18 protein-coding genes are annotated in these 21,725 nt (G+C 67.4%); 11 read left to right on the top strand and 7 right to left on the bottom strand.

Annotated features, from left to right (window positions below):
- The first annotated feature begins 60 nt into the window (after window positions 1–60).
- The 6 genes from ACSQ25_RS06285 (at window position 61) to ACSQ25_RS06260 (ending at window position 9,378) form a co-directional block, all read left to right on the top strand.
- Window positions 61–1,899: a M61 family metallopeptidase gene (locus ACSQ25_RS06285; protein ID WP_436104855.1), complete on the top strand. Its 1,839-nt coding sequence runs from the start codon at window positions 61–63 to the stop codon at window positions 1,897–1,899.
- 119 nt (window positions 1,900–2,018) lie between these two features.
- Complete coding sequence (locus ACSQ25_RS06280) at window positions 2,019–3,230, top strand: acyltransferase family protein (RefSeq protein WP_436104854.1); 1,212 nt, start codon at window positions 2,019–2,021, stop codon at window positions 3,228–3,230.
- A 97-nt stretch (window positions 3,231–3,327) separates the two neighbouring features.
- A complete protein-coding gene (locus tag ACSQ25_RS06275) occupies window positions 3,328–5,763 on the top strand; it encodes a TonB-dependent receptor plug domain-containing protein (protein ID WP_436104853.1) in 2,436 nt (811 codons plus the stop codon).
- 152 nt (window positions 5,764–5,915) lie between these two features.
- Complete coding sequence (locus ACSQ25_RS06270; protein ID WP_436104852.1) at window positions 5,916–7,406, top strand: ATPase domain-containing protein; 1,491 nt, start codon at window positions 5,916–5,918, stop codon at window positions 7,404–7,406.
- The gene (locus ACSQ25_RS06265; protein WP_436104851.1) at window positions 7,393–9,117 is read left to right on the top strand and encodes a response regulator; all 1,725 of its coding nucleotides are present in this window, start codon (window positions 7,393–7,395) and stop codon (window positions 9,115–9,117) included. The genes ACSQ25_RS06270 and ACSQ25_RS06265 overlap by 14 nt, the downstream gene beginning before the upstream one ends.
- A gap of 72 nt (window positions 9,118–9,189) precedes the next feature.
- The gene (locus ACSQ25_RS06260; protein WP_436104850.1) at window positions 9,190–9,378 is read left to right on the top strand and encodes a hypothetical protein; all 189 of its coding nucleotides are present in this window, start codon (window positions 9,190–9,192) and stop codon (window positions 9,376–9,378) included.
- 106 nt (window positions 9,379–9,484) lie between these two features.
- On the opposite strand, the gene ACSQ25_RS06255 is transcribed toward ACSQ25_RS06260, so the two are convergent.
- Both ACSQ25_RS06255 and ACSQ25_RS06250 read right to left on the bottom strand, forming a co-directional pair.
- Window positions 9,485–9,730 (bottom strand): antitoxin Xre/MbcA/ParS toxin-binding domain-containing protein, encoded by a 246-nt coding sequence (locus tag ACSQ25_RS06255; protein ID WP_436104849.1) that lies wholly within the window; start codon window positions 9,728–9,730, stop codon window positions 9,485–9,487.
- Between the two features lie 12 nt (window positions 9,731–9,742).
- Entirely contained in the window at window positions 9,743–10,870 is a 1,128-nt protein-coding gene (locus ACSQ25_RS06250) for a branched-chain amino acid ABC transporter substrate-binding protein (RefSeq protein ID WP_436104848.1), read from the bottom strand.
- A 238-nt stretch (window positions 10,871–11,108) separates the two neighbouring features.
- Between ACSQ25_RS06250 and ACSQ25_RS06245 the strand changes: the two genes are divergently transcribed.
- On the top strand, window positions 11,109–11,393 hold the full coding sequence (locus ACSQ25_RS06245; RefSeq protein WP_436104847.1) for a hypothetical protein: 285 nt from the start codon (window positions 11,109–11,111) through the stop codon (window positions 11,391–11,393).
- Between the two features lie 6 nt (window positions 11,394–11,399).
- Here ACSQ25_RS06245 and ACSQ25_RS06240 read toward each other — a convergent pair whose 3' ends face one another.
- Window positions 11,400–13,490, bottom strand: a complete 2,091-nt coding sequence (locus ACSQ25_RS06240; protein ID WP_436104846.1) for a TonB-dependent receptor plug domain-containing protein — start codon at window positions 13,488–13,490, stop codon at window positions 11,400–11,402.
- A 145-nt stretch (window positions 13,491–13,635) separates the two neighbouring features.
- On the opposite strand from ACSQ25_RS06240, the gene ACSQ25_RS06235 reads away from it, so the two are divergent.
- Together ACSQ25_RS06235 and ACSQ25_RS06230 are read left to right on the top strand one after the other, a co-directional pair.
- Window positions 13,636–14,721 (top strand): sensor histidine kinase, encoded by a 1,086-nt coding sequence (locus ACSQ25_RS06235; protein ID WP_436104845.1) that lies wholly within the window; start codon window positions 13,636–13,638, stop codon window positions 14,719–14,721.
- On the top strand, window positions 14,718–15,485 hold the full coding sequence (locus ACSQ25_RS06230) for a LytR/AlgR family response regulator transcription factor (protein WP_436104844.1): 768 nt from the start codon (window positions 14,718–14,720) through the stop codon (window positions 15,483–15,485). Before ACSQ25_RS06235 ends, ACSQ25_RS06230 begins: the two co-directional genes overlap by 4 nt.
- Here the strand turns inward: ACSQ25_RS06230 and ACSQ25_RS06225 are convergent, their stop codons facing one another.
- The 4 genes from ACSQ25_RS06225 to ACSQ25_RS06210 form a co-directional block, all read right to left on the bottom strand.
- A complete protein-coding gene (locus tag ACSQ25_RS06225) occupies window positions 15,486–16,862 on the bottom strand; it encodes an ATP-binding protein (RefSeq protein ID WP_436104843.1) in 1,377 nt (458 codons plus the stop codon).
- Entirely contained in the window at window positions 16,859–17,521 is a 663-nt protein-coding gene (locus tag ACSQ25_RS06220) for a response regulator (protein WP_436104842.1), read from the bottom strand. Before ACSQ25_RS06220 ends, ACSQ25_RS06225 begins: the two co-directional genes overlap by 4 nt.
- A 47-nt stretch (window positions 17,522–17,568) precedes the next feature.
- Window positions 17,569–19,101: a Do family serine endopeptidase gene (locus ACSQ25_RS06215; RefSeq protein WP_436104841.1), complete on the bottom strand. Its 1,533-nt coding sequence runs from the start codon at window positions 19,099–19,101 to the stop codon at window positions 17,569–17,571.
- Between the two features lie 179 nt (window positions 19,102–19,280).
- A complete protein-coding gene (locus ACSQ25_RS06210) occupies window positions 19,281–19,739 on the bottom strand; it encodes an Hsp20 family protein (RefSeq protein WP_436104840.1) in 459 nt (152 codons plus the stop codon).
- 194 nt (window positions 19,740–19,933) lie between these two features.
- Here ACSQ25_RS06210 and ACSQ25_RS06205 point away from each other — a divergent pair, with 194 nt between their 5' ends.
- Both ACSQ25_RS06205 and ACSQ25_RS06200 read left to right on the top strand, forming a co-directional pair.
- Entirely contained in the window at window positions 19,934–21,106 is a 1,173-nt protein-coding gene (locus tag ACSQ25_RS06205) for a metallophosphoesterase (protein ID WP_436104839.1), read from the top strand.
- Between the two features lie 102 nt (window positions 21,107–21,208).
- The gene (locus ACSQ25_RS06200) at window positions 21,209–21,724 is read left to right on the top strand and encodes a GAF domain-containing protein (RefSeq protein WP_436104838.1); all 516 of its coding nucleotides are present in this window, start codon (window positions 21,209–21,211) and stop codon (window positions 21,722–21,724) included.
- The last annotated feature ends 1 nt before the right edge of the window (window position 21,725 follow it).

Here is a 21,725-nt window from a genome sequence, read left to right as displayed (position 1 = left end):
CTGGTATACACTTTCGCGCACAATAAAGAGCCCATCCCGGGCTCGTACCAGACCGCGGACATGAAACCTAATTTCCTTGCCTACGCCCTCCCCGTGATCCTGCTCGGCGCCAGCGCTACCGCGCGCGCCGACGTGGATTACCAGCTGCGCATTACCGATGCGGCCCAGCACCTGGCCGAAGTACGCGCCACCTTCCCGGCCACCACCGGCAGCACGCTCGACGTGCAGATGCCGAACTGGCGCACTGGCCGCTACAACATGCTCAACCTGGCCAACGGCGTGCGCCTGTTCAAGGCCTTCAACGCCAAGGGCGAGCCGCTGGCCGTCGCCAAGACCGACAAGGGTACCTGGCAGGTCGCTACGCGCCCGGGTGACGCGGTCACCGTGCAGTACGAGCTGTACGCCAACATGCTGGGCGAGCGCACCCGCCACATCGACGACACCCACGCCTACCTCGACGCCAGCGGCGTGTTCGTCTACGCCGCCCCGTTCCGCAAGGAGCCGGTGAAGGTCAAGCTGGACGTGCCGCAGGGCTGGCAGTCGCGCTCGGGCATGGACGCGGGCGACTGCGGCCACTGCTTCGTCGCGCCGAACTACGACGTGCTGATCGACGCGCCGATCGAGACCGGCATCCACGAGTTCTACACCGACAAGGTGGACGGCCGCACGATCGAGCTGGCGCTCTGGGGCCGCGGCAACCACGACGGCAAGCAGATGATGACCGACCTGAAGAAGATCGTGGCCGAGACCGCGAAACTCTACGGGAACAAGTATCCCTTCCAGCGCTACCTGTTCATCGTCCACGCCACCGACGGCGCCGGCGGCGCCACCGAGCACGCCAACTCCACCGTGATCCAGAAACCGCGCTGGACCTTCGCGCCGCGCAAGCCCTACCTGGACTTCCTGCGCGTCGCCGCCCACGAGTTCTATCACACCTGGAACGTCAAGGCCTACCGTCCGAAAGAGATGGTGCCCTACGACTACCAGAACGAGAACTACAACCGCCTGCTGTGGATCGCCGAAGGCCACACCTCCTACTACGACGAGCTGATCGTGCTGCGCGCCGGCCTGCAGAAGCGCGAGGAATTCCTGGAAGGCTACGCCAAGCTGATCGACGACTACCTGCACCAGCCGGGCCGCTTCCAGCAGAGCGCGGCCGACGCCAGCTTCGACGAATGGATCGCCGGCGGCGGCGAGCGCGCCCGCAACGCCTCGGTGAACATCTATTCGAAGGGCCAGGTACTGGCGCTGATGATCGACATCGAGCTGCGCCGCCAGACCGGCGGCAGGAAGGGCCTCGAAGACATGCACCGCATCCTGTTCGAGAAGCACCCGACCACCCAGGGCGGCTACGACGTGGCGGCGGTCCAGGCCGCGCTGCGCAGCGTCAGCGGCCAGGACTGGAGCGGCTGGTGGAGCCGGTACGTCGACGGCACCGCCGAGATCCCCTTCGACACCCTGCTGGCCCAGGTCGGCCTGCGCAAGCTGGTCGACGTGCCGAAGGACCAGGAACAGAAGACCGAATGGTGGGCCGGCTGGACCCTGCGCGAAGGCAGCGATCCGGCCGTGGTCACCGTCGTCGAGCGCGACAGCCCGGCCTGGAAGGCGGGCGTGGTCTCGGGCGATACGCTGGTGGCGGTGAACGGCCTGCGCGTGTCAGCCAAGGACATCGGCGACAAGATGGCGCTCGCCAAGGCCGCTCCCTTTAAGCTCCACCTGTTCCGTCGCGACGAGCTGGTGGAAAAGCAGCTCGCACCAACGCAGCAGCCGAAGGGCAAGGCCAAGCTGCAGGCCGTGGAAAAGCTGAGCGACACGCAGAAGGCGCTGAATGCATCCTGGCTGGGCGTCGCCTGGCCGAAAGAGGATGGCGCGAAGGCGGAAGCGGCAAAGAAACCTTGACCCGTTCCTGAGCAGATCCTAACGCGGCGCCGGTGCATTACCGGCGCCGCGTTTTTTCTTGAAAGTATTGCAATACGTTCACATATAATGCGAGCGAACGTCAATACGAAAGACAGAACATGGATCAGACCAGCCGGCTCCACGCATTCGACAACCTTCGCGCCGTGATGATGTGGCTCGGCATCCTGCTGCATGTCGCCATCAACCACACGACCGGTCCTTCGCCACTGCCCTGGCGCGATGCCCAGACCTCGCCGCTCGCCGACCTGGTCCTCATTTTCATCCACGCTTTCCGGATGCCGGTGTTCTTCATCCTGGCCGGCTATTTCGTCGCCCTGCTGGTCGCGCGGCGCGGGCCCAAGGGCATGCTGGCGCACCGGATGCGCAGGCTGCTCCTGCCCTTCGTCATCTTCTGGCCGGTGCTGATCGTGTGCACGACGGTCCTGATGCTGGTCTACGTGCACCTGATGGCGCGCGGCACCGTGGGCATCGACATCGGACTGCTCGCGAAGAAAGGCGCCGTCGCATCGCCGTTCAACACGATGCACATGTGGTTCCTGTATTACCTGATCTGGTTCTGCGCCCTGACTGCCGCGCTGGCGCCGGCATGGAAGGCCCTGCCCGCGCGCATCCACAGCGGCGTCGACGCGGCATTCCATGCGCTCACCAGCCGTTGGTGGGGTCCGCTCGTGCTCACCATTCCGCTCGCGCTCATCGGCTCCTTCTATCGCGCCGGCGTGCTCGCCGTGAGCGGTTCCTTCATCCCCAACCTGCCCGAGCTGGTGCACAACGGCCTGTTCTTCGTCGTCGGCCTGCTGGCCTGGCGCCACCAGGACGCGCTGCTCCCGCAGCTGACCAGGACTGGCTGGCGCAACCTGGCCCTCGGGGCGCTGGCATTCGGCGTTGCGCTCGTGTTCTTCAAGTCCTTTACCAGCCATTCCGGTGCCGTGCCCCACGTGGAAGCGTGGATCGCCTTCTTCTACAACCTGAGCAGCTGGCTGTGGAGCTTCGCCCTCATCGGCCTGTTCCTGCGCTACCTGCCGGACCAGAACCGCGTCCTGCGCTACGTCTCCGAGAGTTCGTACTGGGTCTTCCTGGTGCACATGCTGGGGACGATCGGTTTCGGCGCCATGCTGTACACGCTGCCGGCGGGGGTGGGTACCAAGATGCTGCTGAATGTCGTGGCGACGACGCTGGCCTGCCTGCTCAGCTACCAGCTGCTGGTGCGCCATACTCCGATCGGCACGCTGCTCAACGGGAAGCGGCAGGCGAAGTCTGCGCAGCCCGTGGGCCTTGCGCCCCTGGCTGACGGCGTCACCACTCGTCGATAAATTAGAGTTATATGTCGACAACGTTGTGTTAATGCTACAGCGTCTTGGTGCTCTGCCACCGGATTGTTTAGTATTCACTTTTCCCCCGGAGAAACCAGTGCTCACACTCAAACGCATTCCCCAGTCGGTCCTGCTCGCCCTGTACGGCGGCGCCGCATTCGCATCCCTGATTCCCGCCGCCTTCGCCCAGAGCACTGCGCAAGCGCCGGCGACCACTCCGGTCGCCGCCGGCACGCCGGCCGCCGCCGCAGTCCAGGACAGCATCCAGAGCGTCAATGTAGTCGGCTCGCGCCGCGTCGGCAGCTCGTCCTCGACCGACACCCCGGTGCCGATCGATTTCATCCCGATGACCAAGGCCTCCGAACAGGGCGGCCAGTTCGACCTGGCCCAGGTGCTGAACAACGTGTCGCCCTCGTTCAACTCGACGCGCCAGACCGGCGCCGACGGCGCCGACCTGGTCGACTCCGCCGCCCTGCGCGGCCTGGGCTCGGACCAGACCCTGGTGCTGGTCAACGGCAAGCGCCGCCACACCACGGCCCTGGTGAACCTGTTCGGCGCGCGCAACCGCGGCAATACCGGCACCGACATGAATGCGATTCCCGTCATGGCCATCCGTAACGTACAGGTGCTGCGCGACGGCGCCGCCGCGCAGTACGGCTCGGACGCGATCGCCGGCGTGCTGAATATCGAACTGAAGAAGAACCTGGGCTGCGAGATGGCCCTGGGCTTCGGCCAGTACACCGAAGGCGACGGCGACAACTACCTGGCCTCGGCCTACTGCGGCGTGGCCGTGGGCGGCGGCGTGCTGGGCATCACCGGCGAATACTACGATCGCGGCCGCTCCAACCGCGCCGAAGAAGGCAACCCGCGCATCATCGGCGACACCAAGTCGCAGAACAGCACCGTTTACCTGAACGGCGAGTTCCCGACCGGACCGGGCAAGCTGTACGTCACCGCCGGCGCGCAGAACCGCGACGCCTCCTCGGCCGCCTGGGCGCGCGAAGGCGTCGGCTCCGAAGACATCCCGTCGCGCAACTCGGCCGCGATGTACCCGAACGGCTTCGTCCCCTTCATCAACGGCGACATCAACGACCACTACGGCACCCTCGGCTACCGCTTCCGCCTGGGCGAGTGGAACACCGACGTCTCGCAGACCTTCGGCCAGAACCGCATGCGCTACACGATCGCGAACACGCTCAATGCGTCGATCGCCAACCTCGACCGGCAGCGCGGCGGGCGCGGCGTCAGCGCCAGCATGTTCGGCGCCGGCGGCTTCTCGTTCCGCCAGGCGACCACCAACCTGGACTTCTCGCGCTTCTATGAGGGCATCGGCAACGGCATGAACGTGGCCTTCGGTTTCGAACACCGCCGCGAGAACTACCAGATCAATGCGGGCGAACCGGGCTCCTGGATCGACGCCGACGGCGTGGGCGTGGGCGGCAATGCCGGCAGCCAGGGCTTCCCGGGCTTCCAGCCTGGCGACGAAACCGACAGCGACCGCCATTCGAATGCGGCCTACCTCGACATCGAGACCGACCTCAGCGAACGCCTCAAGCTGCAGGCCGCGCTGCGCCATGAGCGCTATTCGGACTTCGGCGCCACCACCACCGGCAAACTGGCCGCCTCCTACCGGATCAACCCGGCAGTGCTGCTGCGCGGCTCGGCCAGCACCGGCTTCCGCGCCCCTTCGCTGCAGCAGGTCTACTTCTCGTCGACCTTCACCGACTTCGTCAGCGGCCAGCCGCTCGACGTGGTCCTGGCGCCGAACGGCGGCCGCGTGGCGAATGCCGCCGGCATCCCCCAGCTCAAGGAAGAGGAATCGAAAAGCTATACCCTCGGCCTGACCTGGTCGCCGGGCGCCGCCACCTCGCTGACGGCCGACCTGTACCGCATCAACATCGATGACCGCATCGTGCTGTCGGGCCGTTTCGACGCCGACAACTACCCTGCCCTGGGCGCCACCCTGCAGCAGCTGGGCGTGGGCCAGGCGCAGTTCTTCGTCAACTCGGTGGACACCAAGACCCAGGGCCTGGACGTGACGCTGTCGCACCGCATGGACCTGGGCGCCGGCAAGCTGAATGCCTTCCTGGCCCTGAACTTCAGCAAGACCGAAGTGACCGGCGTGCACGCGCCGAGCGCACTGGTGGGCTTCGAGGACGTGCTGCTGTCCGAGCGCGAGCGCCTGTTCATCGAGGAAGGCGCGCCGCGCCGCAAGGCCACCCTGGGCTTCGACCACACGGTGGGCAAGCTGGAAACCGCGCTGCGCATCGTGCACTTCGGCCCGCAGACCCTGGGCACCTTCTCGGGTCCGCCGGTGCCGAACCAGTACTACAAGCCGAAGACCTCGGCCGACCTGTCCTTCACCTGGGCCTTCACCGACAAGACCAAGTTCACCGTCGGCGGCACCAACATCTTCGACGTGAAGCCGAGCGAGCAGGATCCGAACGAGACCGACAACGGCTTCAAGTACGAGAGCGTGCAGTTCGGCCTGAACGGCGCGGCCTGGTTCGCGCGCCTGTCGCACAAGTTCTGACGGCGACGGTTTTGCCAGCAAAAAGGGTTCCTTCTAGGAACCCTTTTTGCATGGATGAGCAGCGTTCGCGAGCACACGGACATTGCCCGCCGACTGCGTATAATGCTTTCCATTATTCCAGCCCGCGCCGGCGCGGCACAGAAGGCCGTCCTATGAATACCGCTGTACAAAACCGCATTTCCACCGGCATCGCCGGCCTCGACGACATCCTCGGCGGCGGCCTCACGCCGCAGCGCGTCTACCTGGTAGAGGGATCGCCGGGCGCCGGCAAGACCACCCTCGGGCTCCAGTTCCTCCTCGACGGCGCGGCGAAGGGCGAAAATGGGCTGTATATCACCCTGTCCGAAACGACCGACGAGCTCAAGGCGGTGGCGCACAGCCATGGCTGGAACATCGACGCGCTGTCGATCTTCGAGCTGGCCGGCGACATCGAACTCGATCTCGATGCCCAGCAGTCGGTCTTCCACCCCTCCGAGGTCGAACTGGCCGAGACCACGCGCAATGTCATGACGCGGGTCGACGAGGTCAGGCCGGCGCGGGTGGTGTTCGACAGCCTGTCCGAAATGCGTCTGCTGGCGCAGAATCCGCTGCGCTACCGCCGCCAGATTCTCGCCCTGAAGCAGTTCTTCTCCGCCCGCGCCTGCACCGTGCTGCTGCTCGACGATAAGAGCAGCGCGTCCGACCAGCACCTGCACAGCATTGCGCATGGCGTCATCAGCCTCGAGCAGATCGCCAAGGATTTCGGTACCGAGCGGCGGCGCGTCAACATCATCAAGATGCGCGGCCTGCGCTTCCGCGGCGGCTTCCACGACTACACGCTCGACACGGGCGGCATCACCATGTACCCGCGCCTGGTCGCGGCCGAGCACAACCGCGAGTTCACGCCCCAGGTCAGTTCCACCGGGTCCGAGGGCATCGACATGCTGCTCGGCGGCGGCCTGGTGCGCGGCACCAATACCCTGGTGGTCGGCCCCTCCGGGATCGGCAAGACCACCCTGTCGACGCGCTGCCTGCTGTCGGCCCTGGAGCGCGGCGAGAAAGCCGCCCTGTACCTGTTCGACGAAGGACTCGCCACCTTCTTCGCGCGCAGCGCGGCGCTCGGCATGGAGCTGCGGCCCTACGCCGACAACGGCCGGCTGCACATCCACCATATCGATCCGGCCGAATTGTCGCCCGGCCAGTTCGCCCAGATGCTGCGCGACGCGGTCGAGCACGAGAGCGTGCGCTGCATCGTCATCGACAGCCTGAACGCCTACCTGCAGGCGATGCCGGGCGAGCAGTTCCTGATCCTGCAGATGCACGAACTGCTCTCCTACCTGAACCAGCAGGGCGTCACCACGGTGATGGTGCTGGGACAGCACGGCATGATCGGCGAAGTGCGCAGCGACGTCGACCTGAGCTACCTGAGCGACAGCACCATGCTGCTGCGCTTCTTCGAGTCGAATGGACGCCTGCGCCGCGCCATCACGGTGCTCAAGAGCCGCACCACCGAGCACGCGCAGACCATCCACGAACTGCAGCTGGGTCCCGACGGCATCCGCGTCGGCGCGCCGCTCGAAGGTTTCGAAGGCGTCCTCACCGGCCTGCCCAGCTACCGCGGCACGACGCCAATGATGCCCAACGTCCCGCATGCCGACAGCTAGCACGCTCGACGCACGCATCCTGATCTTCGCGCCGCGCGGGCGCGACGCCGAAGTCATGTGCTCCGTCCTGGCACGCGACAATGCTTCCTGCAGCGTCGTGCACGGCTTCGCCGACCTGACCGAAGGCATTTCCCAGGGCGCGGGGACGGCGATCATCGCCGAGGAGGCGCTGCACGGCGTCGACATGCGTCCCCTGCACGCCTGGCTGGCGCGCCAGGAACCCTGGTCGGACTTCCCGCTCGTGATCCTGCTGGCCAAGGTCATCGGCCCCCAGCCCGACGGCGCGCGGGCGCGGCTCGAAGAGCTGGGCAACATCATCCTGCTGGAACGGCCGCTGAATGCGCAGACGCTGCGCAGCGCCGCCAGCTCCGCGCTGCGCGCGCGCCGCCGCCAGTACCAGGCGCGCGACATCCTGGCCGACCGCGAACGCACGGCGGCGCGCCTGCAGCAGAGCCAGCAGGCCCTGCTCTCGCTCAACGAGACCCTCGAGTCGCGCATCGAAGAACGCACCCGCGCCCTGGCCCAGGCCAACGACCGCCTGATGAACGAGGTGATCGAGCGCGAACGGGTGCAGCAGGCGATGGTGCAGTTCCAGAAGATGGAAGCGGTGGGGCGCCTGACCGGCGGCATCGCCCACGACTTCAACAACCTGCTCAACGTGGTCCAGGGGAGCATGGACCTGATCCTGCTGCTGTCGAAGGACGAGGTGGCGAAGCAGCGCGCCGAGATCGCGCGCCGCGCCTGCCAGCGCGGCGGCAAGCTGACCAGCCAGCTGCTGGCCTTCGCCCGCAACCAGAACCTCGACTTGCGCCCGGCCGAGGTGGGCGCCCTGTTCGAGGGCGTGCGCGAACTGGTCGCGACCTCGGTCGGGTCGCGCATCGCCCTGCGCTTCGAGGTCGAGGACGGCTGCGCACGCGTGTTCGCGGATGCAAACCAGATGGAGATGGCGCTGCTGAACCTCGCCATCAATGCACGCGACGCCATGGACGGCGGCGGCGAGCTGGCCTTCCATGCCGGGAACGCGCAGCCGCCTGCGGGGCTGCTGCCGGCCGGCGACTACGTCCGCATCGCAGTCGCCGACAAGGGCCCGGGCATGGCGCCGGAACTGGTCGCCAAGGTGTTCGAACCCTTCTTCACCACCAAGGCCGTCGGCAAGGGCACCGGCCTGGGCCTGAGCCAGGTGTACGGCATGGCCCAGCAGTCGGGCGGCGCGGCGCGCATCCTGAGCCAGCCGGGCGCCGGCACCACGGTCGAGATCTGGCTGCGCGCCTGGGACGGCGGCGTCGCCGCCGAAGCCGCGCCCCTGCCGGCCGCGGTCCCGGACGCGCGGCCGGGCTCCCACATCCTGGTGGTCGAGGACGACAATTTCGTGCGCGAGTCGATGGTGCTCTCGCTCGAGGCCTTCGGACACGCGGTGACCCAGGCCGCCGATGGCGAAGCGGCCCTGCGCGAACTGCGGCGCCGGCGCCCGGACCTGATCATCACGGATTACCTGATGCCGGGGATCACCGGCGCCGAACTCATGCTGCGGGCACGCGAGGTATTCCCGGGAATACCGATGATCATCGCCACCGGCTATGCCGACATGCATGCGATCGACCAGGTGCTGGGCGACGACATCCTGCTGCGCAAGCCCTTCCAGCTGGCCGAACTGGCGCTCAGCGTCGAGCGCGCGCTCGGCCGCGGCGACGCGGTGCTGCCGCGGCAATGAGCTGGACGCCGCCGAAAACGACTCTGTGCCACACTTTGTTCATCACCTCTTGAACCATCCAGGGAGCACATCATGAACAACGAACAGAAGTCGCAGGAACAGGAGCAGGATCGGCAGCAGGCTGGCCAGGCGGCGCCGCAGAACCAGCAGCAGGCCGGACCCGAGGTGGACGGCCTCGCGGACAAGAAGCCGGAAGAACTCACGCCGGAAGAGCTCAGGTTGATGGCCGACACGATGCCGGGCGAAGGACCGGGCGACTGAGATGTTCCTGTTCTTCTCGAACAAACTCGGCTGCCTCGGATCGATCGCGGTCTCGATCGTGCTGACGCTGATCGTGCTGCTGCTCTTCGGCGTTTTCTAGGAAGGTCTACTTCTTCAGCGAGTGGACGTGGGCGAGGACCTCGTCTTCGCGTCCCTCGCCCACCGCTTCGGCTGCGCTCTTGCCGCCGAATGCCTGCTGCGCTTCGTTCATCCACGCGCTGGCCGCATCGTCGCTGCCCAGGATGGCACGCACCTCATGCATGACCGTGTAGTAGGCCTGCGCCTTGCGTGACTGCTGCTTGACGCGCGCCTGCAGCGCCGCAAAGGCGTCGGGATCGAGTTGGCCGGCCATGATGGACTCTCCTTACTTGGTGACGGTCAGCAGCGAACGCTTGCCGCCCTTGAACGAATACAGCGTGATGGTGCCGTCGCGGATGTCGCCGCGGGCGTCGAAGGCGATCGGACCGGTCACGCCCTTGTACTGGATCCTGGCCAGCACCGGCAGGTATGTTGCAGGCTGCGCGGAACCGGCCTTCACCATCGCCTCGGCCATGGTCATCACGGCGTCGTAGGCATAGGGCGCATTGATCTGGACGTCGATGCCGAAGCGCTTCCTGTAGTCGGCGCGGAACTTGTCCATCGCGGCCCTGGCTTCGCCCTGCACGCCGCCCGCTTCCGCGCACACCACCTGGCCGTCCGCCATGATGCCGCCCGAGAGCTTGTGGATCTCGTCCGAGCAGATGCCGTCGCCGCCCATCATGCGCACGTTCATGCCCAGCTGTTTCATCTGGCGCAGCATCGGGCCGGCGGTCGCGCTCATGCCGCCGAAGAAGACCAGATCGGGTTTGCTTGCGCGGATGCGCGTGATGATGGCGGAAAAATCGGTCGCCTTGTCGTTGGTGAATTCGCGCGCCACCACGCTGCCGCCCTGCTTCTGCAGGCTGCGCGAGAACTCGGTGACCAGGCCCTGGCCATAGGCGGTGCGGTCGTCGACCACGGCGACGCGCTTCGCGCCCATGCTCTTGACGGCGTAGCGGCCCAGCGCCTGGCCCAGCTGCACGTCGTTGGCGACCACGCGGAAGGCCGTGTTGAAGCCCTGCTGGGTGTACTTCGGCGAGGTGGACGAGGGCGAAATCTGCGGGATGCCGGCCGCATGATAGATCTTCGACGCCGGAATCGTGGTGCCCGAGGTCTCGTGGCCGACCATGCCGTGGATCTTCGCGTCCACCAGCTTCTGCGCCACGGCCGTGGCCTGTTTCGGGTCGCCGCCGTCGTCCTCGGCCGCCAGCGCGAAGCGGACCTTCTTGCCGCCGATGCTCACGCCCCTGGCGTTCAGCGCCTCGATCGCCATGCGCGCACCGTTCTCGGTATCCTTGCCGAAGTAGGCCACCGGGCCGGTTACGGCGGCCGCATGGCCGATCTTTACCACTTCCTGCGCCGACGCCATACCCGCCAGCGCCAGGCCAGCCAACAGGACTGCTTGCTTCTTCATCGATTCCTCTAGTATCCGGTCAAGGCTGACTCAGCCTCGTATTCAGCAAAACGGCCATTCTACCGCCGGTGCGCCGGGCCTGCCGGGCGCCAGGCGAAACGACTGTGACAATTGGGGAGAATTCGACGAGTCAAACGCATGTATCCTGCCCGCCTTGCATACCTTGCACAAGAAAGAGAGGAGCCGGCTGCGCCGAGCATTCCTCCATCTCACGGAGGCCACCATTCCTACCCTCGCCATGCGACCCGCTGCCCGCCTTGCGGCAGGCGTCCTCTTGTCCTGCATGCTGGCGCCCGCGCACGCCGGGCCGCCGCCATCTCCACGTCCTTCCGCCGACGCCGCCCGCGGCACTGCGCGCGCCAACAAGCTGCACGAATGTGGCCGCCTGCGCGCCGCCATCGTGGAAGCGGAACGTGCCGAACGCCGCCCACGGTCCGCGATGATGGAAGGCATCCAGCAGGATCTGTTCAGCCTGCGCCAGCGCTTCCGCAAGCTGGGCTGCCAGGTACCGGCACCCAAGTAGGCGCCGTCACAGGGATTGTTCCCACACCAGGCGCCAGGTCGGACGCATCCGGAACACGGTCGCGCGTCCGAGCCGGTTCGTCCCTTCGTAGAGCAGGCTTTCCCGGTAGTCCCCTTGCGCCAGGCCGGCGACGGACAGGCGCAGCCGCGCGCGGGCATCAATCTTCCATACCGCATACAGGTCGAGCTGGCGCCGGCTGCCGTCGTCGCTGAACATCACTGCGCTCACGCGCCTGGCCAGCGCGCCGCGGTGGCTGTAGCTGCCGCCCAGGTCGAGCCGGCCGGCCGCGGCATAGTCCAGTCCGAGATTGCCGCTGTAGGCCGGCTGTCCCTCGATGCGGTTGTCCGGGCCCGGCACGCTGTCGAGGCGCGACCAGTTGCGCGCCAGGTTGATCCGCGCCGCCAGCGGCCCGCGCGTGAGCTTTCCTTCGAATTCGATGCCGCGCACGGTCGCGCCGCCGCCATTCTCCGGCATCGCGGTCCACACGCCCCGGCTCTCGCTGAACCGCAGCAGGGTGATGTCGCGGATGCGCTTGTGGAAGACGCTGATGCCGAGCATGTCGCCCTTGCCCATGCTGCGTTCCCAGGCGAGGTCGATGCCGAGGGCGAGTTCGGGCCGCAGGGCGGGATTGCCCTGCTGGTCGGGGTTGGTGGCGCTGTTGTTGTTGTCGACCGTATAGCGGCGCGGCATGAGCTGGACGATGTTCGGCGCCTTGTAGCTGCGGCCGAGGGCAAAGCGGAAGCCGTCGCGCGGCCCCGTGTCGCCATCCTCCCGGCGCGGCTTGTAGAGCGCCTGGAATACCGGGCTCCAGGCGCCGGCGTCGACGTCGACCGCCGCGGCGGCGTTCCCTGCCCCGGTGGTGCGCAGGTCTTCGCGGCGCAGGCCGGCGTAGGCGGACCATGCCTCATCGATGTCCCATTCGTCCTGGATGAAGAAGGCGCTGCGTGCCACGGCGGCGCGGTAGTCCTCGTCGCTGGTGAACAGCAGGCTGCCGCCGGGGTCGGTATGCCGTTCGCGCCGGTACTCGCTGCGCCGCTTGCGCCCGACTTCCCAGCCGGCGGCCAGCGCGTGGCTGCCCCGCAGCGGGCGGCGCCAGCTGCCGTTGAAGGTCCACTCGCGCTCGACCGGGCCGGAATCGACGAAGTGCGATTCGAGCAGGCGGTCGCGCAGGTCCATGCCGTGGTAGCTGAAGTCGGCCTCGCGCCGCATGGAGAAGCCGGACAGCTTGGCGCTCAGGCGCGCCCCGGCCTCGAGCTTGCGGGTCCAGGACAGGTCGGCGTAGGCGTGCAGCGGGCGCGTCTCGAAGCGCTGCTGCGCGTGCGGGAATGCCGTCGGCCGGCCGAGCTCCGTGGTTTCGGTTTCGCGCTTGAGGTTGTCGATGTGGCGCCTGCGCACATAGCTTTGCGAGCTGAGGCTGTCGACGGCGGTCGGCTGCCACGACAGGCGCGGCGCCAGTTCCAGGACGTCCTCCACCTGGTGGTCGGTCCACAGCGTGCGGCGCAGGAGCCGGGGATCCGATCCCTGTTCGGTGGTAAGTGCCGCGATCGGATTCACGGTGCGCTTGAGCGTCGCCGCGAAGGTATAGGCAAGTGCCCCGCTACGGCCGCTGTGCTGGGCGAGCAGCTGCGGCGCCGCATGGCCGTGGGTCCAGGCGCTGCCCGCCTTGATCTCGTGCGCACCGCCGCCTTTCACGGGGCCGGCGCGCCGCATGATCACGTTGATCGTGCCGGCCATGGCCTGGCTGCTGGTCTCGGCGGTGGCGGCGCGCCGGATCTCGATGCGTTCGACCAGTTCTGGACTGAGCGATTCGAGCGAAAAACCGCCGGGCGCAGGCAGGCCGTCGAGCAGGATCGCCACATGGCCGCTGCCCATGCCGCGCATGCGGACCGCGGCTTCCTTGCCGGGGCCGGCATCCAGCGTGATGCCGGGCTGGCGCTTCAGCACCTCGATCAGGCTGGCGTCGCCCTGGCGCAGGAGCTCGTCGCGTCCGATGACGATGGCGGTGGTGGTCGACTGGGTGCGCGCATCCACGGCGGCGGCGCTGACGACGACCTGCTGGATGGCGGGTGGCGTGGTGGGGGGCAGGAAAATGGGCATGCTCGCTTTTCGGGATGGGCAAGGCGACCATCGTGCGCACCGTCCGGTCACCCGTCACGGACAATGTGACGAACAGCCGCTTCCATGTGATGAGGTCAGCCGCCGGGGTGCCGGCGGGCTGTTGCGCGCTGCTATACTTTTCCCGATGACTTCTCCCCTCTCCCGTATCCCGCCCTTCGCCAGGATCCTCGCCGTCACGCTGTGCCTGTGGACGGCCATCAGCGTGCTCGGGGCCTTGCAAACCTACAGCGACAACCTGCGCGCCGGGATCGACAGCCACTATCCGGCGCTGCTGGGGACCTGGTTCGTCGAGTATGCCCTGCCGCTGATCGTCCTGAGCTGGGGCTTGAGCATGGCGCTGGCGCGCTGGCCGGCGCTGATCGCGCGGCCGCGCAAGGTGCTGCTGCTGTTCGCCGGCCTGGTCCTGCTGTTCCAGCCCGCCCAGTGGACCTGGATGGCCTGGCAACGCGGCATGCTGGACATCGCCGGCATCGAGGACGCCCGGCAGCTGCTGCTGAAGATGCTGCTGGTCGGCTGGTTCTCGACCACCGGCACCTTCGCCGCCATCCTGGCCTTCTTCTATTCGCGCCAGGCCAGGGAGCGCGAGACCGACATGCTCAACCTGCGCCTGGCGCTCGAGGAACAGCGCATGCTGGCCCTGCGCGCCCAGCTCGAACCGCATTTCCTCTTCAATGCCCTGAACGCGATCAGCGCCCTGGTGCGCGGCGGCGACAAGCCGCTGGCCCTGCACGGCATCGGCCTGCTGAGCGAGTTGTTGCGCTATGTGCTGTCCGCCAGCGCCGGCAACACGACCACCGTCGCCGCCGAGCTGCGCTTCGTGCAGGACTACCTGGACCTGCAGCGCCTGCGCTACGGCGAGCGGCTGCAGATGCACGTCGACGGCGCCGGCGCGTTCCTGCACGAGGTGGAATGTACGCCGCTGCTGCTGCAGCCGCTGGTCGAGAACGCGCTGCGCCACCAGCTCGATTGCTGCGAAGGGCCGAGCGACATCCACCTGTCCTTCATCCGCGAGACCGACGCGCTGCTGGTGCGCGTCACCAACCCGGCCGGCGGTGGGACGCCGGCCAATCCGGGCGCCGGTCTCGGGCTGGCCAACACCCAGGACCGCCTGCGCGTGATGCAGCCCGAGGCATCGCTGCGCGCCGGACGGCAGGGAGAGCGCTTCGTGGCCGAAGTCCGCCTGCCGCTGGCGGGAGCGGATGGCGCATGACGATCCGCTACCTCATCGTCGACGACGAAATGCCGGGCCGGATGAACCTGCGCCTGGCCATGGCCGCCCATCCCGGGTGGGAGCTGCTGGCGGAGTGCGGCGGCGCGGCGGCGGCGCGCGAGGCGCTGGCGCAGCATGAGGTCGACCTGGTGTTCCTCGACATCCAGATGCCGGGGCAATCCGGACTGGCGCTGGCACGCGAGATCAGCCTCCTGCGCGAGCCGCCCCTGGTCGTCTTCGTGACCGCCTACAGCGAGCATGCGGTCGAGGCCTTCGACGTGCATGCCCTCGACTACCTCCTCAAGCCGCTCGACGATGCCCGGCTGGCCCAGGCCGTCGAGCGCGCCGAGGCGATGCTGGGCCGGCGCCAGCGCGAGGCCTACGGCGACGCCCTGCGCCGTTATGTGGACGAGGACCAGGCGCCCTACCCCGACACCATCAGCGTGCGTTCGGTCGGCCGCATCGAGCGGGTCAGCGTGGACGAGATCCTGCGAATCGAATCGGCGGGCAATTATGTCGAGCTGCACCTGGCCGGGCGCACCGTCCTGCACCGGATGACGCTGGGACGGCTCGAAGGCTTGCTGGCGCCGGAAGAATTCGTACGCGTCCACCGCGGCACGATCGTGCGGCGCAGGCAGATCGCCAGCCTGGAGACCCGCGGCGACGGCAGCTACTGGCTGAGCATGCGCAGCGGCGGGCAGGTGGCGGTCAGCGAGCGCTATGCGGCTGCGCTGAAAACCATCCTGCTCAACCGGGATACCTGATCAGGATTCCTGCAGCTTGAAGCTGACCGTGGCCGACAGGCCGCCCAGGCGCGCGGACTGGCCGAGGCTCAGCTGGGCGCCGTGGCGCTCCGCGATCGCCTTGATGATCGCCAGTCCCAGCCCGCTGCCGGCGGCCTCGCTGCCGGCGACGCGGTAGAAACGGTCGAACACGCGCTCGCGTTCTTCCGCCGGGATGCCCGGGCCGCTGTCCTCGACGGTCACAAGAGCGCGTCCGGCTTCGCTGCGCACCGAGATGTCGGCCGTGCCCCCTGGCGGGGTGTACTTGACGGCGTTGTCGACCAGGTTGCGCAGCAGGATGTGCAGCGCATCCGGCTGCCCTTCCACCACGGCCGGGTCGGCGTGCTGGATGCCGACGTCGACGCCCTTGGCCGCGGCCACGCCGGCCAGGTCGGCGACGGTGCGCCGCGCCAGCTCGGCCAGGTCGACCGGCCGCGCGGCGGCGCCGGTGGCGGCGGCTTCCTGGCGCGCCAGCACCAGCAGCTGCTCGACCAGGCGGGTGGCGCGGTCGATGCCGGCGGTCAGGCGCGACACGGCCAGCTTGCGCGCTTCCAGCGAATCGGCGCGGTCCAGGCTTTGCGCCTGCAGCCGCAGCGCCGCCAGCGGCGTACGCAGCTCGTGCGCGGCGTCGGCGACAAAGGTCTGCTGGGCCTCGAAGGCGGTCTTCACGCGCCCGAACAGCAGATTCAGTTCCTGCACCAGCGGGCGTACCTCGTCCGGCAGGCCGGCTTCCGACACCGGCGACAGGTCGTCGGCCTGGCGCGAGGCCACCTGCGAGCGCACCCGTGCGACCGGGTCGAGCGAGCCGCTCACCACCCACCACACGACCAGCATCAGGATCGGCATCATGACGGCAATCGGGCCGAGGGTGCGCAGCGCCAGGTTGCCGGCCATGTTGCGGCGCACGGCCAGGTCTTGCGCCACCTGCACGGTCTGGTTCTCGGACTGGATCGAGAACACGCGGTACACGGTGCCGTTGGCCTTCACGTTGGAGAAGCCCAGCACCGCGCGCTGCGGCAGCTTGGCGCGCGAGACGCTGTGGAAGACCTGCACGCCGTCGGGGGACCACATCTGCACCACCATGTCGTCGTTGCCGGCGCCGCTCTTGCCGACCCCGTCGTTCTGGGCCTCCAGGCGCTGCTGCGCCTGGCTGTTCGACAGCGGAGTGCTCGAGCGCAGCGACAGCGCCATCTGCTGCATGTGGTAGTCGAAGATCTGGTCGGCGTCGTGCAGCGAAGTACGGTAGGCGATCGAGGCTTGCGCCAGCGCGGCGATGGTGATCGCCGCCAGCAGGTACCACAGCAGGCGCCCACGCAGCGAGTGCGTGACTTTGGGCCTGAATTTGGACCGCAAACTCATGCCTTCGGTACCATGTAGCCGACGCCGCGCACGTTCTGGATCACGTCGGAGCCGAGCTTCTTGCGCAGGCCGTGGATGTAGACTTCGACCGCGTTGCTGGAAACTTCGTCACGCCAGCTGTACAGCTTTTCTTCGAGCTGGGCGCGCGACAGCACGGCGCCCGGCCGCGCCACCAGCGCTTCCAGTACGGCCCATTCGCGCGCCGACAGCGCGACCTGGGTGCCGTCGACCAGCACTTCGCGGGTGGCCGGGTTGACTGTGATGTTCTTGTACTCGAAGATCGGTTCGGCGCGACCGGCGGCGCGGCGCAGCAGCGCGCGGATGCGCGCCAGCAGTTCGTCGAGGTCGTAGGGCTTGAGGACGTAGTCGTCGGCGCCGGCGTCCAGCCCGGCGATGCGCTGGGCCACCGAGTCGCGCGCGGTAGCCACCAGCACCGGCGTGCGGTCCTTGCGCGTGCGCATCGAGCGCAGCACCTCGAGCCCGTCCTTGCGCGGCAGGCCAAGGTCGAGCAGGACCAGGTCATAGTTCTGGTTCTGCAGCAGGGCCGTGTCGGCCATCTCGCCGTCCTTGACCCAGTCGACGGCGTAGTGCTCGGCCCGTAACAGGTCGAGCACTACTTCGCCGATCATCGTATCGTCTTCCACCAGCAATAGCCGCATGAATTTTCCGTTCTTGAAACCGTGCGGGTCGAGGACGCTACGCCTCCTTAACCAATCCGCACGGGGATAAAGATTCTGTCATTCCCCCGCTGGATCAGCAAGGCCACCGACTTGTTGGCTTTCGCCACCAGGTTGCGGACCTGGTCGAGCGAGTTGACCGCCCGGCCGTTGACCGACACCAGCACATCGCCCGGTTCGACGCCGGCCATCGCGGCCGCGCCCTGCGCATCTTCGATGACCAGGCCCGATGCGATGCCGCTCTGGCGGCGCTCGATCGGCTCCAGCGGGCGCAGGACCAGGCCCAGCTTGGCGCTGTTTTCGCCGCCGCCAGTCGCCGCCAGTTCTTCCGCCACGCCGCGCTTGGCCTTCTCGCTGGCGTCGCCGAGGACGGCGTCGATGCGCACCAGCTTACCATCACGCCAGACGTCGAGCGCCACCCGCTCGCCCGGCTTGGACAGCGAGACGTTACTGGACAGGTCGCCCGGCGACACGATCGGCTGCCCGTTCAGGCGGCGGATGATGTCGCCCGAGCGCAGGCCGGCGCGCTCGGCCGGGCCGCCGCGCTCGACGTTTGCGATCAGGACGCCTTCCGGCGACTCGAGACCGAAGGAGTCGGCGAACACCTGGTCGATCGGCTGCACATTCACGCCCAGTTTGGCATGCTGCACCTTACCGGTGCTCATGATCTGGTCCTTGATCTTGACCGCGACGTCGATCGGGATCGAGAAGGCCAGGCCCTGGTAGCCGCCGGTCTGGCTGTAGATCTGCGAGTTGATGCCCACCACTTCGCCGCGGGTATTGAACAGCGGGCCGCCCGAGTTGCCGGGATTGATCGCGACGTCGGTCTGGATGAAGGGCACCTGGCCGTCCGGCAGGTTGCGGCCGGTGGCGCTGACCACGCCGGCGGTGACGGTGCTCTCGAGGCCATACGGCGAGCCGATGGCCAGCACCCACTCGCCCGGCGCCAGCAAACGCGATTTGCCGAGCGGCGCCACCGGCAGGTTCCTGGCGTCGATCTTCAGCACGGCCACGTCGGTGCGCGCGTCGGAGCCGACGACCTTGGCGCGGAATTCGCGGCGGTCCTGCAGCTTGACGGTGACTTCGTCGGCGCCTTGCACGACGTGGGCGTTGGTCAGGATGACGCCGTCCGGGCTTACGATGAAGCCCGATCCGGCGCCGAAAACGGGCGCTCCACGGCCGCCGTCGCCACCGTAGCGCGGGTCCTGGAACTGACGGAAGAATTCATAGAACGGGTGGCGCGGGTCGAGCTGCGGCACGTTGCCGCGGTTCGCGGTCTTGGTGCTGCCGACCACGCGGATGTTCACCACCGCCTTGCCGTTGGTGGCGGCGATGCGGGTGAAATCGGGAAGCGTGACGGTGGCCGCCGGAGCCGGGGCTGCGACGGCGGGAGCCGGCGCAGCGACAGGCGCCGGTGCCGGAACTGCAGCCGCGGTTTCGGCTGCGACGTTGTTATGGTTGACGGCAAGCGCACCGACCGCTCCGCCGATGACGCCCGCGGCACACAGGGCCAGCGTGAGGCGTTTGGCAGTGATGGCAGTGACGGCACCTTCGTTACGCATGTATGTGCTCCTGATGAAAATGGTTGACCGATGATGTTGTCTTATCGATGGGCATAGTTTCCCAAAGCTGGCTTAGACCATGCTTAAGCAGGCAACTTTCAGCGTCCCATCGTCAAAAAGGGCGCCCCGCGGGACGCCCTTCTTTCACACTACTACCTTGTACTCAGGCGTCCGGCACCTCAGGCGGCTTCGCGCTGTTCCAGCGCCTGCACGTTATGGGTGTTGCCGTTGCCGTCGCCGATCGCGATCTTGCGCGGCTTGAACGCTTCCGGCACTTCGCGCACCAGTTCGATGGTGAGCATGCCGTTGTCGAAGGAGGCCGCGGTGACCTTCACGTGGTTCGCCAGCTGGAAGCGCTGTTCGAAATCGCGGGCGGCGATGCCACGGTGCAGGAAGGTGCGCTGGGTCTCGTCCTTCTGCTTGCGGCCGGTGACGTGCAGGGTGTCACGCTCGGTCACGATTTCCACTTCGTCGCGGGTGAAGCCGGCCAGGGCCATCACGATGCGGTAATTGTCTTCGCTTACCAGTTCGATGTTGTACGGCGGGTAGCTCGGCTCGCCGCGCTGCTCGAGCAGGCTGGCCAGGCGATCGAAACCGATGGCGGAACGGTACAGGGGAGTCAGGTCGAAAGTACGCATGGTGTATATCCTTTTTAGGTTAAGCGATATGTTGCCGGACCTCATCGTGAGCATCCGGTGAGTCCAATCTAGTGCCATGCGAAGCGACTTTCAAGACATACGAAATATGGATTTTTATATCATTCTGCAAATTTTATTTGCATCAGCAATTTTGCGTTATGGTGAGGCCCCTCAGCCACCAGCCTCCTGCGTTCATGTTTTCGATCGTCCTGAATATCGTCGGTACCCTGTTCCACCTGTATGTCGCCGCACGCCTGTATTCGCTCGATGCGGTACGCAGCCGCATTCCGCGGCGCGTGTGGTGGGTCGGCGCCCTGCTCGTCTGGCTGGTCTATTTTGCCGGTGTGCGCATCGGAGACGAGGCCCTCGACTGGCGCTGGTGGCCGGGGCAGTTCGCGCTGACCTGGCTCGGCATCACGTTCGTGATGTCCCTGTGCCTGCTGGCGGCGGACCTGGCGAGCGGCTTCGGTTTCTGGTGGCGCGCGCATACGCAGAAGATCCGAGCGCTCGGTGCGGCCGCCGGCGTGCTGCTGGCCGCCTTCGCCCTGTTCCAGGGCATGCGCGCACCAGTCATCGTCGACCAGGAAGTCGTGATGCGGGACTTGCCGAAGGCGCTGGACGGCACCGTGATCGTGGCGGTGAGCGACATCCACCTCGGCGCCCAGCGCCGCTCCGAATGGCTGGCGGCGCGCGTGGCGCAGATCAACGCGCTGCAACCGGCGGCGGTGTTAATGCTGGGTGATCAGGTCGAGGACAATCCGGTTGGTCGGCCACTGCCGGGAGAGCCCCAGCTCGCCCCTACCCTGCGCGGCCTGCGTGCGCCGCTCGGCGTGTGGGCGGTGACGGGCAACCACGAGTTCTACGGCGACGCCGAGACCACCGTGCGCGAATTCGAGGAAGGCGGCGTGCGCTGGCTGCGCGACCGCCAGGTGGAACTGGCGCCGGGCCTGGTGCTGGCCGGGATCGAGGACATCGGCCGTCGCATGCGCAACGAAGCCGACTACACCAGCGGCCTGGCACGCACCATTCCGGCCCCGACGAATACCGCGACCATCCTGATGTCGCACATCCCGGCCGCGGCCATCATCGAGGAAGCCAGCGCGCGTGGCGTCGACCTGATGCTGTCCGGGCACACCCACGGCGGCCAGATCTGGCCCTTCAGCTATGCGGTGCAGAAGCGCTTCGCGAAGTTCGACGGCGCCTACGACGTGAGCGGCATGATGCTCTACGTGACGCGCGGCGCCGGCAGCTGGGGACCGCGCATGCGTCTCTGGAAGCCGGGCGAGATCATCCGGCTGACGCTGCGCGCGCCGAAAATTTCCTCCCAATCAGCCCTGCCAAACGGATCAGTCCCGCATGGCGGATGATGATATAGTCGGCGTCGCCCTGCCGCCGCTCATTTCGCCATCGCGGCAATCGACCCCATTTGTATAACAATGGACCTTTCCGCCGATCAGGCAGCCCCCGGCATGCCTCCCGCCCTGCGTTCCACCATCGACGAGGCCTGCACCCGGGCCCGTGCCATGGCGGCGCAAGCCATGCCCCTGCACCAGGCGCTGACCTGCCTGGTCGCCGCCGCCGAGGAGTTGTCCGGCGACACCGCCTCGATCCTGGTACTGGACCGGGACGGATTGCTGCGCAATGGCGCATCACCAAATTTGCCGCGCGACTACCTCGATGCGATCGACCGCCTCAAGCCGGCGCCGGATCTCGGCACCTGCGCCGCCGCCGCGGCCACCGGCCTGGTCGTGCTGACGCCCAGCTTCCTGGCCGACGACAAGTGGGCGGAGCTGCGCCACCTGCCCCTTTCGCTGGGCTTCGCCGGGGCCTGGAGCATGCCGATCAAGTCGGCGCGCGACGGCCGGGTGCTGGGCACTTTCGGTACCTATTTCCGCACGATCCGCACGCCGGAGCCGATCGAGGTGGCCGCCGTCGGCGCGCTGGCCGCCGCAGCCGCAGCCGTCCTGGAAAGCCACGATTACTGAA

It is taken from the genome of Massilia sp. LjRoot122 (genome assembly GCF_964252725.1).
Taxonomy (GTDB): domain Bacteria; phylum Pseudomonadota; class Gammaproteobacteria; order Burkholderiales; family Burkholderiaceae_D; genus Telluria.
Note: the sequence above shows the minus strand (reverse complement) of the source record. Positions and strands in the feature narration are given on the sequence as shown.